Origin of the sequence: Sphingopyxis terrae subsp. terrae NBRC 15098, assembly GCF_001610975.1 — a bacterium.
Lineage (GTDB): Bacteria > Pseudomonadota > Alphaproteobacteria > Sphingomonadales > Sphingomonadaceae > Sphingopyxis > Sphingopyxis terrae_A.
Window position 1 is genome coordinate 3,604,217 of record NZ_CP013342.1, and the last position, 15,059, is coordinate 3,619,275.

Annotated in this window: 18 protein-coding genes; 2 read left to right on the forward strand and 16 right to left on the reverse strand. The window is 66.9% G+C overall.

Features of this window, described 5'->3' with window-relative positions:
- Window positions 1-11 precede the first annotated feature (11 nt).
- Complete coding sequence (locus AOA14_RS17150; RefSeq protein WP_062902674.1) at window positions 12-881, reverse strand: dienelactone hydrolase family protein; 870 nt, start codon at window positions 879-881, stop codon at window positions 12-14.
- 135 nt (window positions 882-1,016) lie between these two features.
- Complete coding sequence (locus tag AOA14_RS17155; RefSeq protein WP_062902675.1) at window positions 1,017-1,688, reverse strand: HAD family hydrolase; 672 nt, start codon at window positions 1,686-1,688, stop codon at window positions 1,017-1,019.
- Window positions 1,689-1,750: 62 nt separating this feature from the next.
- Here AOA14_RS17155 and AOA14_RS17160 point away from each other — a divergent pair, with 62 nt between their 5' ends.
- Window positions 1,751-1,939, forward strand: a complete 189-nt coding sequence (locus AOA14_RS17160) for a hypothetical protein (RefSeq protein WP_058811798.1) — start codon at window positions 1,751-1,753, stop codon at window positions 1,937-1,939.
- 10 nt (window positions 1,940-1,949) lie between these two features.
- Here AOA14_RS17160 and AOA14_RS17165 read toward each other — a convergent pair whose 3' ends face one another.
- From AOA14_RS17165 to glmU, 6 genes are read right to left on the reverse strand one after another with little or no spacing between them, the layout of a single operon-like run.
- Window positions 1,950-2,363 (reverse strand): GFA family protein, encoded by a 414-nt coding sequence (locus AOA14_RS17165; RefSeq protein ID WP_062902676.1) that lies wholly within the window; start codon window positions 2,361-2,363, stop codon window positions 1,950-1,952.
- On the reverse strand, window positions 2,360-4,183 hold the full coding sequence (gene glmS / locus AOA14_RS17170; RefSeq protein ID WP_062902677.1) for a glutamine--fructose-6-phosphate transaminase (isomerizing): 1,824 nt from the start codon (window positions 4,181-4,183) through the stop codon (window positions 2,360-2,362). The genes AOA14_RS17165 and glmS overlap by 4 nt, the downstream gene beginning before the upstream one ends.
- A 15-nt stretch (window positions 4,184-4,198) precedes the next feature.
- Window positions 4,199-4,567, reverse strand: coding sequence for a type II toxin-antitoxin system VapC family toxin (locus AOA14_RS17175; RefSeq protein WP_062902678.1), 369 nt, complete (start codon window positions 4,565-4,567; stop codon window positions 4,199-4,201).
- Window positions 4,564-4,950 (reverse strand): ribbon-helix-helix protein, CopG family, encoded by a 387-nt coding sequence (locus tag AOA14_RS17180; RefSeq protein WP_062902679.1) that lies wholly within the window; start codon window positions 4,948-4,950, stop codon window positions 4,564-4,566. The genes AOA14_RS17175 and AOA14_RS17180 overlap by 4 nt, the downstream gene beginning before the upstream one ends.
- Window positions 4,951-4,988: 38 nt before the next feature.
- The gene (locus tag AOA14_RS17185; RefSeq protein WP_062902680.1) at window positions 4,989-5,303 is read right to left on the reverse strand and encodes a hypothetical protein; all 315 of its coding nucleotides are present in this window, start codon (window positions 5,301-5,303) and stop codon (window positions 4,989-4,991) included.
- Window positions 5,300-6,667, reverse strand: coding sequence for a bifunctional UDP-N-acetylglucosamine diphosphorylase/glucosamine-1-phosphate N-acetyltransferase GlmU (gene glmU, locus AOA14_RS17190; RefSeq protein ID WP_062902681.1), 1,368 nt, complete (start codon window positions 6,665-6,667; stop codon window positions 5,300-5,302). Before glmU ends, AOA14_RS17185 begins: the two co-directional genes overlap by 4 nt.
- Before the next feature lie 48 nt (window positions 6,668-6,715).
- Between glmU and AOA14_RS17195 the strand changes: the two genes are divergently transcribed.
- Complete coding sequence (locus tag AOA14_RS17195; protein WP_082820068.1) at window positions 6,716-7,378, forward strand: HAD-IA family hydrolase; 663 nt, start codon at window positions 6,716-6,718, stop codon at window positions 7,376-7,378.
- Here AOA14_RS17195 and AOA14_RS17200 read toward each other — a convergent pair.
- The 8 genes from AOA14_RS17200 to AOA14_RS17235 are packed head-to-tail and all read right to left on the reverse strand — an operon-like array spanning window position 7,375 to window position 14,961.
- Window positions 7,375-8,388, reverse strand: coding sequence for a nucleotidyltransferase domain-containing protein (locus AOA14_RS17200; RefSeq protein WP_062903242.1), 1,014 nt, complete (start codon window positions 8,386-8,388; stop codon window positions 7,375-7,377). The genes AOA14_RS17195 and AOA14_RS17200 overlap by 4 nt on opposite strands.
- Window positions 8,385-9,251, reverse strand: coding sequence for an HprK-related kinase A (locus tag AOA14_RS17205; RefSeq protein WP_062902683.1), 867 nt, complete (start codon window positions 9,249-9,251; stop codon window positions 8,385-8,387). The genes AOA14_RS17200 and AOA14_RS17205 overlap by 4 nt, the downstream gene beginning before the upstream one ends.
- Window positions 9,248-9,535 carry an HPr-rel-A system PqqD family peptide chaperone gene (locus AOA14_RS17210; protein ID WP_062902684.1) on the reverse strand — a complete coding sequence of 96 codons (288 nt, stop codon included), beginning with the start codon at window positions 9,533-9,535 and terminating at the stop codon, window positions 9,248-9,250. The genes AOA14_RS17205 and AOA14_RS17210 overlap by 4 nt, the downstream gene beginning before the upstream one ends.
- Window positions 9,525-9,974, reverse strand: a complete 450-nt coding sequence (locus AOA14_RS17215; RefSeq protein WP_062902685.1) for a MarR family winged helix-turn-helix transcriptional regulator — start codon at window positions 9,972-9,974, stop codon at window positions 9,525-9,527. The genes AOA14_RS17210 and AOA14_RS17215 overlap by 11 nt, the downstream gene beginning before the upstream one ends.
- Window positions 9,975-10,010: 36 nt before the next feature.
- A complete protein-coding gene (locus tag AOA14_RS17220; RefSeq protein ID WP_062902686.1) occupies window positions 10,011-12,098 on the reverse strand; it encodes a TonB-dependent receptor in 2,088 nt (695 codons plus the stop codon).
- Window positions 12,095-12,727, reverse strand: coding sequence for a maleylacetoacetate isomerase (gene maiA / locus AOA14_RS17225; RefSeq protein ID WP_062902687.1), 633 nt, complete (start codon window positions 12,725-12,727; stop codon window positions 12,095-12,097). The genes AOA14_RS17220 and maiA overlap by 4 nt, the downstream gene beginning before the upstream one ends.
- Window positions 12,728-12,736: 9 nt before the next feature.
- Window positions 12,737-13,762 (reverse strand): SO2930 family diheme c-type cytochrome, encoded by a 1,026-nt coding sequence (locus tag AOA14_RS17230; RefSeq protein ID WP_062902688.1) that lies wholly within the window; start codon window positions 13,760-13,762, stop codon window positions 12,737-12,739.
- Window positions 13,759-14,961 carry a parallel beta-helix domain-containing protein gene (locus AOA14_RS17235; protein WP_062902689.1) on the reverse strand — a complete coding sequence of 401 codons (1,203 nt, stop codon included), beginning with the start codon at window positions 14,959-14,961 and terminating at the stop codon, window positions 13,759-13,761. The genes AOA14_RS17230 and AOA14_RS17235 overlap by 4 nt, the downstream gene beginning before the upstream one ends.
- Window positions 14,962-15,059: the final 98 nt, after the last annotated feature.

The window sequence follows — 15,059 nt, forward strand, 5'->3', positions numbered from 1 at the left end:
CATCGGCGGCGTCAGAGCGCCGCCTTGAACAGCTCGAGCATCCGCCCCCACGCCTTTTCGGCTGCCGCCTCGTCATAGGCCCGGCCGTCGGGCGGGCACCAGCCGTGCATCGCGCCCTTATAGACCTCGACCTCGTGCCACTGCTTGCGCGGCAATAGGACCGCGTTCAGCCGGGTCTTTTCTTCAGGGTCCTTCGCATCGTCATTATCGGCGATCGCAAAGAGATACCCGGCGTCGCTCGCGGGGATCAACAGATGCGGGCTCTCGGGCTTGTCGGTCGCGACCGATGCGCCGTGAAAGCTCGCCGCCGCCTTGACGCGCGCCGGGTTCAGCGCCGCGGTATAGATGACCATCGGCCCGCCCATGCAATAGCCCGCGGTGCCGACCCCTCTCGCCGTATCGACCTCCGCCTGCGCATCGAGGAAGGCGAGATGCGCCTTGGCGTCGGTCTGCACGAGCGCGCGGTTCAGTTGCTTGAGATAGCCGAACAGCGTCTCGCGCACGCCGGGATCGTCGAAATCATGTCTTGCATAAACCACCGGCGCCTTCGCCCAGCGATAGAAGGGGTTGACGCACAGCACGGAATAGCCCGCCCCGGCAAGCCGGTCAGCCATCTGGCGAAAGGCGGGGCGCAGCCCGCGAATGTCGGGCCACATCAGCACACCGGGATGCTTGCCCTCGCCGGGCGCGACGAAATAGGCGTCGACGGTGCCGTCGTCGGTCGTGATCGTGACGTCGCGTCCCTTGATCGTCCCAGCCGCACAGGCCGCGGCGGGCAGCATTGCCGCCACCGCCCCGACGCCCATCAGCGCGCCGAAGTCGCGGCGCCGCACGGGCAGACCGGCACGGTCAAGGTCGGCTTCGGTAAATTCATCGCACATCGCATCTCTCCTCGGGTGGGGTGGGCCGTGAGAAACGGCAGGAAACCGCCGCTCGTCACGCGCGATCAGGGTTCGCGCGGACGGATCGCCGGGTTACCCGCAGCCTAACCGGCCTTTCCCTTGCAGGACAGCAATTTATGCGGTGGCTGCAATCGGCAGGCGGTGCAGCGTGGCGAAGTCCTCCGCAACATGGTGGACGCCAACGGCGCGCAGCATCGCGCCATGCGCGCCGCGATCGACGATATGCCCGGCGCCGCAAAAGCCAACGACTGTCATCCCCGCGGCAAGCGCCGCCTGCGCGCCCGTCGGCGAATCCTCGATCGCCAGACAGGCGGCGGGATCGGCGCCGATACCCTTCGCCGCCGCCAGATAGATGTCGGGATGCGGCTTGCCGCGATCCCAGCCGTCGGCGCTGTAGACGTGCCGGCCGAAATGATGCGCAAGCCCGAAGCGGTCGAGCGACATGGCGATATAGGCAGGGCTGCTCGACGAGGCGATCGCGCGCGGCCGGTCGCCCAGCGTCGCCAGAAACTCGGGCGCGCCCGGCACCGGCGCAAAGCCCTCGGCAAAGCGCTCGCGCGCCCGCGCCCGGTGCTGCTCGCGAAAATCAGGTGGCAGCGGCCCGCCGAGCCGCACCTCGATCCGCCGCTGCGTCTCCTGCCAATTATGGCCGTAATAGTCGCGCAGACACTCGTCATAGCTCGTCGGCAGGCCGATCGCGGTCAGGCTTTCGGCAAGCGTCGTGTTGGCGCGCACCTCGCTGTCGGCGATGACGCCGTCGAAATCGAAAATGATGGCGGTGGGCATTACGCGAAACTCATTATCTTCATACTTCACCGACAGAGCGGCCGGGGTCAGGAGACACAGTCATGAAATTCATTACCCTGAAATCGCGCGGCGGCGACTATCTCCTCGTTGCCGAAAATGTCGCCTGGCTTCGCGACTATGAAAATGGCCAGACGCAGGTCGGTATGGTCGGCGGTGCGCCGCTTCTGGTCGCCGGCAAGATCGACGACATTGCGGCGTCGATCCTGGCGCAAGCGAACGCGGCGGAGTGAACCACCGGCCTCAAGGCATCACCGCGGCATCGCGCGCATAGCCCCACGCCCCCTCGCCGGACCAGCCGCGCCCGTCGGGATAGACGAGCTTCAACCCGCTGAGCCGGTCGGGCGCGAACAGCCGCATGTTGACCCCCATCAGATCGACCGCGCCGCCCATCCGCTCGATCAGCCCTGCGGTCGCCGACCAATGCGTCGAACAGCCGCAGGTCGTACAGAAATGCAGATCCGAATTGGGGTTCACCCGGTCGGCGCGATTATAGGTCCGCGTTTCGCCCTCGATCGCGACGTCCTTCGGCGAATAATAGGCCCAGAGGATGCCGTGCGAAAGGCAGAGCGAGCAATTGCACTCGGCCACCTCTTCGGGCGCCTTGGCAAGACGCACCGAGACGGCGCCGCAATGGCAGGTCGTGTTCCAGGTCACTCCACCGTCACCGATTTCGCCAGATTGCGCGGCTGGTCGACGTCGGTCCCCTTCGCCACCGCCACGTGATAGGCCAGCAGTTGTACCGGCACCGCATAGACCAAGGGCGCGATCAGCGGGTGGACCTTGGGCATCTCGATCGTTGCCATGCAGCCGTCGCCGGCTTCGGCGAGGCCTTCCGCATCCGAAATCAGTACGACCTTCCCGCCGCGCGCCATCACTTCCTGCATATTGCTGACGGTCTTTTCGAAGAGCGGCCCGCTGGGCGCGAGGACGATCACCGGAACCGCCTCGTCGATCAGTGCGATCGGTCCGTGCTTCATCTCACCCGACGCATAGCCTTCGGCGTGAATATAGCTGATTTCCTTGAGCTTCAGCGCCCCTTCGAGCGCCAGCGGATAGTCGGGGCCGCGCCCCAGATAGAGGACGTCGCGCGCCGGGGCGATCAGATGCGCCATCGCTGCGATTTCCTCGTCATGCGCGAGCGCCGCATTCAATGCGGCGGGCGCTTCGATCAGATGCTTCACGATCTCGCGCTCGTCAGCCTCGCTGAGCTTGCCCTTCTTGAGCGCGAGGTGCGCGGCGAGCGCCGCGAGCACCGCGAGCTGACAGGTGAAGGCCTTGGTCGACGCGACGCCGATTTCCGGCCCGGCGTGCGTCGGGAGAAGCAGGTCGGCCTCGCGCGCCATGCTGCTCGTCGGCACGTTGACGACCACCGCGATCGTCTGGCCGTTGGCCTTGCAGTGGCGCAGCGCGGCGAGCGTGTCGGCGGTCTCGCCCGACTGCGAGATGAAGAGCGCGAGCCCGCCCGGTTGCAGCACCGGATCGCGGTAGCGGAACTCGCTCGCGACATCGATGTCGACCGGAACCCGGGCAAAGGTCTCGAACCAATATTTGGCGACCATGCCGGCATAATAGCTGGTGCCGCACGCGACGATGGTGATGCGGTCGATCGCCGACAGGTCGAAATCCATCTGCGGCAGCGCCACCGTCTGTTCGAGCGGGCGGATGTAGGAGGAGAGCGTCTGCGCGACGACGGTCGGCTGCTCGAAAATCTCCTTCTGCATGAAGTGGCGGTAATTGCCTTTTTCGACTGCCGCGGCGGTGACGCCCGACGTCGTGATCTCGCGCGTCACCGGATTGTTGTCGGCGTCGTGGATCTGCGCGCCGCCCTTCGTGATGACGACCCAGTCGCCCTCTTCGAGGTAGGAAATCTTCTGCGTGAGCGGCGCGAGTGCGAGCGCGTCCGAACCGAGATAGGTCTCGCCTTCGCCATAGCCGACGACAAGGGGCGAGCCGAGGCGCGCGCCGATCAGCAGGTCGGGATGCTGGCGAAACGCGATCGCGAGCGCGAAGGCGCCGCGAAGCTGCGGCAGCACCGCCTGCACTGCCTCCTGCGGCGACTTGCCCGCCTCGACCTGTTCCGAAACGAGGTGCGCGACGACTTCGGTGTCGGTTTCGCTTTCGAACACCCGGCCGCGCGCCTGCAGCGCCTCGCGCAGCGGCTTGAAATTCTCGATGATCCCGTTGTGGACGAGCGCGACTTCCTGCGTCGCGTGCGGGTGCGCATTGCTCGTCGTCGGGGCGCCGTGGGTCGCCCAGCGCGTGTGCGCGATCCCGACGGTGCCGGGCGCCGGATGGCCCGCCAGTTCCTTGACGAGATTATTAAGCTTCCCCTCGGCGCGGCGGCGGATCAGCTGGCCATCCTCGACCGTGCACACCCCCGCCGAGTCATAACCGCGATATTCCATGCGCCTCAGCCCGTCGACGAGGCGATCCGCCACTTGGGCCTGGCCGATAATTCCGATAATTCCGCACATGGGGATTCTTTCTGCTTAGCGAATTTGAGGGACGCGAATACCCGGCATATTTGCCGGGAAATCCTTGACATTTCGGGTCACGAGGATGCGATGATTAACCTGCGCCGACGCCAGGATCATGGCATCGGCAAGCTTCAGGCGCGGACGCTCCCTGCGCAAAGCAGCCGCATGTGCCGCGATGCGCGTATCGACTTCATCGATCGAAAAGCCGCCCAGAAAATTTTCGATGATCTTGAGCGTGCCGCCGGGCTCTTTCGACAACACCTCGATCCATGTGATGCGGCTGATCCAGGGACGGTCGACGCGCGCAATTTCCGCATGCGCAATCCGGTCCCCGGTCAGCGCATCGATCAGGATGTTGCTGTCGAATGAGTAGCCGCTCACTTTTTCTTCTGCTTGCGCGAAGGCTTCTTGCCCGACTTTCGGGGCGCCTTCATTTCAAGGTAACGCTGACGCTCCCGGCCATCATCCTCGTCGAACAAATCGGGGAATTCAGCCTTCACTTCCTCATAATCATCGTCCCACGGACGAGTCCAGGATGCCCGCTCGCGACGCTGCCATTCAACGGCGTCGCCGATGTCATCCCGATCATTCCATGCGCCGAAGGCCTGATCGAGCCAATGCTTCGAACCGGCATCGTGCGATTGCGCCTTATAGGTGGCCACGACATCGCGGAGAATCGACGCGCGCGACTTGCCCTGCTCGGTCGCAAGCTGGTCGAGCCACTTGATGTCCTCATCGGGCAGGTCGGCAAGTATCCGCGTCATTGATATACTGATATCATATCATGATATCATGTCAATCCTCACGCGCGCCCGAAATTGCGGTCGACGAAGGTCATTGCAAATTGCACCGGATCGGCAGGGCGGCCGTGCGCGGCAGCGAATTTGACGCGGCCGTCGTCCCAAATCTTGCGGATCTGCGCCGCAAGGTCGGGCGCGAATTTCATCTGCTGCGCAACCATCTCCTGCCAGCTTCCGGCAAGGCCCAGGCTGTGGCGCAGCGTCGGTTCCATCGCCGCACAATAGCTGCGCGTCGGCTCGTCGAGATGCCCGATCGCGTCGAGCACCCAGGCGTCGACATAACGCAGGAAGGGCTTGTCTTCGTAACGGTCGCTCATGCCTTTTTCTCCGCCGCCTTCTTCTTGCGCATCGCGTCGTGGAAGCGGTCGGCCCAGCCGGGCTTTACCGACTGTTCGGCGCGGACAATGCGCAGCTCGCCATCCATCACGTCGCGCGTCACGGTGCTGCCCGCCGCGACGATCGCGTCGGCGCCGATCTTCACCGGCGCGACCAGCGCGCTGTTCGACCCGATGAAGGCGCGTTCGCCGATCACCGTCTGATATTTGAAATAGCCGTCGTAATTGCAGGTGATTGTGCCCGCGCCGATGTTAGCGCCCGCCCCCACCGTCGCATCGCCGATATAGCTGAGGTGGTTCGCCTTCGCGCCCCTGCCGAGCACCGCCTTTTTCACCTCGACGAAATTGCCGACCTTCGCCTTGTCTTCCAGCACCGCGCCGGGGCGCAGCCGGGCATAGGGGCCGACCTCGCACCCCGCGCCGATACTCGCGCCCTCGATATGGCTGAAGGCGCGGATCGTCGCGCCGTCGGCGACGCGGACGCCGGGGCCGAAGACGATATTGGGCTCGACCGTCACGTCGCGGCCGATTTCGGTGTCCCAGCTGAACCAGACGGTTTCGGGCGCACGCAGTGACGCGCCGCCCGCCATCGCCTCCTCGCGCTTGAACGCCTGCCACTGCGCCTCGGCAGCGGCGAGTTCGGCGCGGCTGTTGATCCCCGCGACGTCGGCAGCGTCTGTCCTGACCACGGCGCAGTGCCGACCGTCGGCATTGGCGATATTCACGATATCGACGAGATAATATTCCTTCGCCGCGTTGTCGTCGGTTACGCGTGCGAGCAGCGCGAATAGATCGGCCGCCTTTGCCGCCATCAGTCCCGAATTGCAGAGGCGTACCGCGCGTTCGGCCTCGCTCGCGTCCTTGTGCTCGACCATTTTCACGACGCGATCGCCATCGGTGATCACGCGGCCATATTGCAGCGCATCATCAGGCTCGAACGCGAGGACGACGACTGCGGGCGCATCGGCAGCGTTCAGACGGTCGACCATTGCCTGCATTGTCGCGCTGGGCACAAAAGGCACATCGCCATAAAGGATCAACACATCGCCGGCGAAGCCCGCAAGCGCACCTTGCGCCTGCTGCACCGCGTGCCCCGTGCCGAGCTGCGGCTCCTGCACCGCCAGCGCCGCGCTGCCCGCGAGTGCCGCCTCGATCTGGTCGGCCTTGTCGCCGACGACGACGACCTTCTTCGCGGGCGCCAGCGCGTCGACCGCGGCCATCAGATGCATCAGCATCGGCCGCCCGGCAATGGGGTGCAGCACTTTGTGGAGATCGGACTTCATGCGGGTGCCCTTGCCCGCGGCAAGGATGACGGCGGCGATGGAATTGCTCATGCCGCGTGCCATGCCAGCAAATCATTGCGGTTTCCAGAGCGAGCGGCCATGCGGACCGGCATGAGCGACTTTCCCTTCCGCATCGTCGGCTTCGATCTCGACGGCACGTTGATCGACACCGCGGGCGACCTGACCGCCGCGGTGAACCATGCGCTGGCGCGGATAGACCGCGCGCCGCTTGCCGAAACAATGGTGCGGCCGATGATCGGGCTCGGCGCGCGTCACATGCTCGAACAGGGGCTGATCGCGACCGGCGGCGTTCCGGCGGAGGATTTCGATCGCTTGCTCGGCGAACTTCTTGCCTATTACGAAGCGCATATCGCGATCGAGAGCCGCCCCTACCCCGGTCTGATCGCGGCGCTCGACGCGCTCGAGGCGCGCGGGGTGCGCTGCGCGGTGGCGACCAACAAGGCCGAACATATGGCGCGCAAGCTGCTCGGCGAACTGGAACTGGCGGATCGCATGGCTGCGATCGTCGGCGGCGACACGCTCAGCGTCCGCAAGCCCGCGCCCGACCCCATCATCGCGATGATCGAGCGGAGCGGCGGCGGGCGAACCGCCTTCGTCGGAGATTCAATCTATGACGTCATGGCGGCGCGCGCCGCCGGGGTGCCCAGCGTCGCGGTGCGTTTCGGCTTTCTCGATCGCCCCGCCGAAGCCTTGGGCGCCGACCATCTGATCGGCCATTATGACGAGCTTCTGCCGCTGCTAGCGGGACTCTAGCTCTTCCGCCACTTCGTCCAAAGGTGCTTCGCCAGCAGCACCGGCGACATGCGCAGCCAGTGCGAGCGGATGTAGAAAGCCTGTTGCAACGCGAAATTCGTGGGTCGCCCCCAATCGTCGCGCGCGAGCAGGCGGCGGACGAACCAGCCATCGCCCGGCTCGCGCCGGTCCCAGCCGGGCGGCAGCGCCGCACCATAAAGATCGCGCGCCAGCCGGGCGGCGCGCTGCACCGGCGCGCGCAGTCCATGAAGCGCGGCGCGCGCTTCGAGCTTAGCCCAGAAATCCGCATCGGCGGCCGCGAAGTCGCGCGTCAGGCAATGGAAATCCCACAGATTGCGCAGGCCGCCCTGCAAGTCGCCGTCGGCGAGCAGATGCGCGGCGCAGTGGCACGCCATGTCGCTCGGACACAGCACGGCAAAACCGCCATCGACCAAGACTGCATCGCCGATCATCGCCAGCGCATCGGGCGTCACCCGGTGCGTGCGCGGCAATATCGTGTGGTGGACGTCGATCATCCGGTCTCGGCCCGAGTGGATCAAGGGCGGCAACTCGTGCATATGCTCGCGGTAATAGGCGTCGTCATAGGGATCGGGCTTCACCCATTCCCAGCCGGCCTCGATCAACTCGTTTTCGGCGCGGCCGATGTCGTGCCAGCCGACCAAAATGTCGAGGTCGCCGATCTGGCGCCCCTCGGCGCAAGACAGGCCCGCCGCCGCATATGCGGTGCCCTTCAGCAGCACGAACGCGATCCCTTCGGGCGCGAGCGCGCGGCGCGTCATCTCGGCCTCCCACAGCGCCTGCGCCCGCGCGACCGCGGCGGCGGCGCGCTGGTCGGCAAGCAGCGCCGCGACGGGCGGCGGCAGCGCCGCATCCGCAAGCCGGTGGGCGAGCGTCGCGAGCAGCGCCTCGGCGCGCGCGGCGCCGATCACTCCGTCCCAGTCGCGCGGCGCTAGGCCGTCCGCATCGCGCCGCCCCGCGAGCAGATCGATCAGCGTGCGCACCGCGCTCATCGCGCTGCCTCCGTCCATAATTGCTCGACCAGCGCCATGCCGGCCGCGCTGTCGGGATAGCTGATGCCGAAAGCGGGGGTCTCGCGGACCAGCCGCGCCAGTGCGGCAAAGCCCGCCTCGCCGAGCGCGACATAGTTCGTCGATGCTTCGGTCAGGCGGACGAACACCTCGCCCGGCGCCATCGGCTCGATCGCCGCCGTGCCGCCGAAGCGCGGAAACAGGATCAGCGCGGGCCGGGCCGGTTCGTGCATCGCTGCGATCGCATCGGCGCGCGGGATCAGATGGCGGATATCGCCCTTCGGCGTTCCGGCAAGCAGCGGGCCGAGCCGTGCGGGGTCGACGCGCACCGCCATTTCGGCGATCGCCGCATTCTTCAGGCTTACGGCGCGCGGAAAGCCCAGCGCATCGCCGCTTGCGGGTTCGATCAGCGTGAATTCGTCGCCCATCAGCCGCCACGCGCCCTCGCCGAGCAGCGCCGCGAGCGTCGATTTCCCCGACCCCGATTCGCCCGACAGGATCACCGCTCGCCCGGCGCGCACCACTGCGCTCGCGTGGAGCAACATGTGCCGCCGCCAGCCGAGCGCGACCTGCAAATTCATCCCCATTTCGGCGGCCAGCAAGCCCATCGACAGCGGCAGCGGCAGAGCGTCAGGAACGATAAAATCGCCGCCGATATGCACCGACGGGCGCAGCCAGCGGCGCCACGGGCGCGCGGCGAACAGCCGCACCGTCGCATCGGCGGGGCGCGCCCTGTCCTTGGGATAGCCCGCATAAAGGCGGTCGAGCGCCTCGATCGGCGCGCGCCAGTCGCTGCCGATGCGAAACTGGACCGGCCCTACCGCGATGCGCGTGCTGTGCCTCACGCCGGCGCCACCAGCCCCAGCGCCGCAAGCTCGGCGAGCCGCTCGCGCAAGGCCGCCGCGATATCGGCGCCGCCCGCGTCCCCCAGGTCGAACATGGCGGCAAGCCGCTCCGCCAGCGCGCCCGCATCGCAGGGCGTATCGCCCATTGCGGCAATTATTTCGGGCATGGGCGCGACGACAAGGTGCGTCTGCATCGATCGCCGGTCGAAGATCGCGGTCAGGTCGCCAAGCGGCTCGATACGCAGCGCGCCGGCTTCGGGGGCACGATAAAGCCTATCCGCCATAATCTTCCGCGGCGCTCGTCAGCTTGGCGAGGATCGCCATCAGCGCGGCGCGCTCGCCCGCGTCCAGCGCCGCCTCCAGCTTCGCCTCGCTGGCGAGCGCAGCGGGCACGATCGCGTCATAGAGCGAGCGGCCCTCCGCGGTCAGTTCCAGATGGTGCGAGCGTCCGTCGGCCTCGTGCGCCTGGCGCGCGATAAGCTGGCGGTCGGCCAGCGCCTTGGCGGCGCGATTGACCGTCACCTTGTCCATCCGCGTCGCGGCGACCAGTTCGCGCTGGGTCAGCGGTCGCCCTTCGCCGAGCACCGCCATCAGTCGCCATTCGGGGATCTTCAGGCCGAAGCGGCTCTGATATTCGGCGGCAATCCGGCTCGATACCGCGTTCGACGCAATCGACAGCCGATAGGGCAGAAATTCCCCGAGATTGAGTGTCTTCGCCGCCATGCCCCTATCCTTATCGCCTCTGCGCCGCCTGCGAAATCAATAAGCGGCGCGTATACCTACCCACAAGGTCCGCGGCGTCGCGCGTTCCAATATGCCCGCCGACGACAGTGCCGCCGGAACGAGCGCGTCGAAGATATTCTCGCCGCGCGCCTCGATCCGCAAGCCCTGCGTCAACCGCAACGACATCCCGGCATCGACGGTCAGCGCATCGCCGAGCGGTTGCAGCCCCAGATCATCCTCATTCTGCCTGCCGATATAGCGCAGGGTCGCGAAGCCGCCGAACGGTCCCGCATCGCCTGCGCGCAGCGACAGGCTGGCGCCATGTTTCGCGATCTGCGCCGGCCGCTTGCCGTCGAGCGCAGCCGCGGCGCCCGACGCCGCGACGCGCGCATCGGTGAAGGCATAGGTGGCGCGCAGCGTCAGCGGGCCGGCGCGCTGTTCGGCGCTGACTTCGGCGCCCTTGCTGTCGATCGCATCGAGATTCTGGCGCTGGCTATAGCTCGCCCCCGCCGCGACGAAGCCGACGCCGGGGAAATTGCCCGGACCGGTGCCCAGCGTGACATTGGCGATCGCATTGTCGAGCCGGTTCGCGAACAGCGTGACGCTCAGCTTCGTACCGCCGCGCCTCCAGTCGGCGCCGATCTCGCCGCCCCACAACCGTTCAGGAGCCAGCGCCTCGTTCGCGGCCGTCGCATCGGCGCCGACGCGGAAGGGCCGGTAGAGTTCGTTGAGCGTCGGCAGGCGCCAGCCGCGATAGGCGGCGGCGCGCAGCGCCACATCGCCCGCCGACCAGCGGACACCCGCACGCCCACTGCCTTCCCAGCCCTGTCGCGCCGCAAAGCGGGCGTCGGTGATCGTCGATCCACCGAAATTATATTCGTGCCGGTATCCGATGCCGATCCACCAATGATCGACCCGGCCGCTGAGCGTCCACAGCAAGCCGTCATCTTCGCTACCCGACGTCCATTCGGCGAAGGCGCCGACGGTGTCGCTGCTGCCCCCCGCGCTGCGGTGACGGCCGGGATTGAGGCCAGTGAAGAAATAATCCTCCTCGGTCCGCCCGACGGTGCGGCGCCAGTCGGCGCCGATACGCAGCGGATTGGCCGCGCCGAACGCAGGCCGCAATTCGACGCGCGCGCCGAGCCCGGTCGCCGGCACCTGCTGAAAGAGCGCCGGCGCCACGCTGTTGCGGTTCGCCGCGACGCTGGCAAAACCTGTGTCGAAATCGCGGACCTGGACATAGCCGAGCGCGAGCCATTGCAGCCCGTCCGCGGGTTCGTGCAGGTACCGCAAGCTGGCATCGATCCCGTCGACCGTGCTGGTCGTGAAATCAGTGCCGCGGTCGCGCCTGTCCGAAAAGCCGCGCACGCTCGCCTCGATCCGGCTGTCGGGGCCGGTATCGAAGCGCAGGCGTACGCCCAGCCCGCCTTGCCGATAGGGCGCGGCGCGATCGGCGCTGCCCCGCTGTCTTTCGACGACGGGCACAAAGCCATCGCCGCGGCTGTAGCGGCCGTCGACCGCGACCTGTCCGTCGCCAAGCCGCGTGCCGACGCTGAACGCCGCATCCCAGCCGTCACGGCTGCCATAGGCAAGGCTCGCCTCGCCGCCGTCGGTCATCTGCGAATAGAGCGCAACGGTGCCCGCCAGCGCGCCCGGTCCGTCGGCGCCGCTGCCGCCGCCACGGGTAATCGCGACGCCGCCCAGCCGGATCGCATCATAGGCGCTCCACGCCACCCAGCCGCCGAACGGGTCGGCCTGCGGCACCCCATCGAGCGTCACCAGCGCGCGGCTCGACGCATTGCCGCCCAGCCCGCGCAGCGTGACGCCTTGGCTCGTCGGATGCGCCGATCGGCTGTCGCTGCGGCGAAACTGGACCAGCCCCGCCTCGTCGCGCAGCCGGTTCTCGACGCGCGCGCCAAGGCCGGGATCAAGGTCGGTCAGCACGGCCACCGTCTGCCCCGCGTCGCCGCTCCCGCTGAGCAGGCCGCCACCGGTCACGATGATGTCCTGCGGCTGCGGGCGACGATAGTCGGCGATCACAATGTCGCTATCGGACGCCGCCTCCTGCGCCAGCGCCGCCGCCGGCATCGCCAGCGCGGCCACCCCCAACACCAGCCGGATCACGCGGGCTTCACCGCATCGGGATGCGCGCGCCGGAACGCCTCATGCTCCATGCACGCAGCGTCGATTTCCATGAGGCGCGGATAATGATCTAGCGGCACCTCGAACCGGCGTGCATTGTACATCTGCGGCACCAGACAGCAGTCGGCGATCCCCGGTTCGTCGCCGCCAAGATATGGGCCTTCGCCGGCCATTGCCTCCAGCGCATCGAAGCCTTGCAATATCCATTCGGCGATCCAGCGATCCTTGGTCTGTTCGTTGAGCCCCAGGTCGCGGGTCAGATATTTGAGCACGCGCAGATTGTTGAGCGGGTGGATATCGCACGCGACGACATAGGCCTGCGCCAGCGCTACCGCGCGCGCCATCGGATCGTCGGGGATCAGCCGCGGTTCGGGGTGCGCGCGGTCGAGCCAGTCGATGATTGCAAGGCTCTGGATGATCGGCTCGCCGTCGGCGACGAGCATCGGCACGAAGCCCTGGGCATTTTGCGCAAGATAGGCGTCGCTCTTCTGTTCGCCGGCGATCAAGCTGACCTCGACGCGCTCGTAATCGAGACCTTTGAGGTTCAGCGCGATGCGAACGCGAAAGCTGGCCGACGAGCGGAAATAATCATGGAGGATGAGAGCGGTCATCGGGCCAGCCTAATGCGCGCCTTTGGGCATCGCCGCAATCCATTCCCGCAACAGCGCCGCGCCTTCCTTGTGAACCGTCGAGCGGCCAAGTTCGGGCATCGCAATGCCGGGGTCGAGACTTTCGAGGCGGTAGATCAGGAAACTGTGGTCGGGATCGCCCGGCTGGATCGCGAAATCCATGCCGCCGCTTCCGCGCCCGGCCGCTGTCGGACGCTTGCCGATGCCGTAGTTGACCCCGACCGGGTCGGTCCAGCGCAGGAACAGCCCGCTGTTCGACGCGCTGCCCTCGGGATTGTGGCAATGTGCGCAATTGGCCTCGAGATAGGCGCGCGCGCGGTCCTGCAGCGTGCCGCTCGCCGGATCGTCCCAGCGCGGCATCGCCGGCTTCAGCGCCGCGGGGTTGGTGAAATAGAGCGCGCGCGTATCGGCGCCGACCGTATCCGCCAGCACCATGTTGCGGGCCTTGGGGCCGATCGGGACGATCGCACCCGCGCGGCTGTGGCATTCCTTGCACTGGTTGCGGTTGGGCACGCCATATTGGATCGCATGCGCCGTCCCGTCGGGGCTTTTGAACGCCACCGGCACGCGCCGCCCCGCGATGGCGAGCGAGGCGTCCCGGCCGTCGGCGTCCCAGATATAGGGCAGCGCCACCCAGCCGCTCGCGCGGTGGATCAGCAGCCGCGTCTCGACCGGACGGCCATCGTTGAAGTCGGGCCAGCCGAAGCTTTTGACGATCACAGTGCCGACCGGAAAATCGACCGTGCCGTCCGCCAGCACCGTCGCCCGCTTGCCCGCCGGGATCGACACGAACCGATGCTTTTCGGCATAGTCGCTGAACAAGGGCGTGCGCAGCGTGTAGGCAAAGCTCGCGACCGGCCGCGCCGGATCATTCCCCGCGAACAGCCCAAAGGCGGAGAGCTTTGCGGGCATCGCGCTGCCCTCGATCAAGGCCTGATCGACCGCGGCCGGCGCCGCCCCGCCGCCCGCGCTGGCGCAGAGCAGCGCCGCGATCAGCGCGGCGGCGATACGCTTCACTGGACCTTGGCCTCCATGCCCTCCGGCAGCACGATGGCGGGCAGCGCGGGCGGCGGCGTGCCGCCCAGCTTGACCGGCACCGGCTTCGCTTCGCTCTGCGGCGTCGTCACGTCGGGCAGGCCGAGCGACAGCACGCCGACATCGTCGAGGACGATCGCGTCGCCCGCGCCGTCCCACAGCACCGGCGGAATAGCTCCGCCCATCGCCGCCGCGATCTCGGCTCCGCCCGGAAAGGCTGGCGCGAAGCCCGCCTTGCCATGCGCATTGTCGCGCACGACGATCTGCCGCGGCAGCGGCTGATATTTGGGGTCTTTCTGGTCGTAGCGATAGCCGACGATCATCACATTGGCGGTGCCATTGTCCTCGAACACATTGTCGAAAACCTCGACATTGCGGTTCGCCATCACCAGAACCCCGGTCCCCGTCGGCACGCTGGCGACGATATTGCCCTTCGGCGCGAAATTGGGCGTGCTGTTGTCGCTGATGACATTGTCGAAGACGCGGACATTATGCCCGCCTTGCTGCGGCAGATTGGGCAGGTCGAACACCAGGATCCCGCCGGTATTCTTGTTCGCGATATTGTCGTGCACGTCGGCGTCGAAACAGTTTTCGATCTCGATCCCGGCGACATTTTCGGTCGCGATCGAATCGCGCACGACGATGTTGCGCGACTGGCCCACATAAATGCCGGCGTCCGACGCGCCGCGCACATAGACGCTGTCGATCAGCACATCCTGGCTTTCGACCGGATAGATGCCATAGGCGCCGTTGGTTTCCTTCGGGCCCGCGGTCCATTCGACGCGCAGTTCGTTGTAGACGATGCGGTCGGCACCTTTCGACTTGATGCCGTCGCCGCGCGTGTTGAGCACCGCGAAATTGGTCAGCAGCACATCGTCGGAGGTAACGAGCAGCCCCTCGCCCGCTCCCTGCTGCCCTGAAAAGTCCAGGATCGATCCGCCCTCGCCGGTCCCCGCGCCGCGCACCGTGACGTTATCGACATCAAGCGACAGCCCGTCGGTCAGCTTCCAGGTGCCCGCACCCAGTTGCACGACATCGCCGGGTTCGGCGAGGATCAGCGCTTCCTGCAGTTTCTCGTTGGCGTCGGCGCCCTCGGCCGAGACATTGATCGTCTTGGCCGCGGCCGGACTGGCGGCGACCGCGACCATCGCGGCGGCCAGCGACAGGACATGGAATCGCATTGCACACTCTCCCTTGTTTTGCTCGAGCATGCGGCAAGACTTGACGGATGCCAAGCGGCTTGCTGACAAGCATGTCATTGGCGTGCCGGCACGCGCGC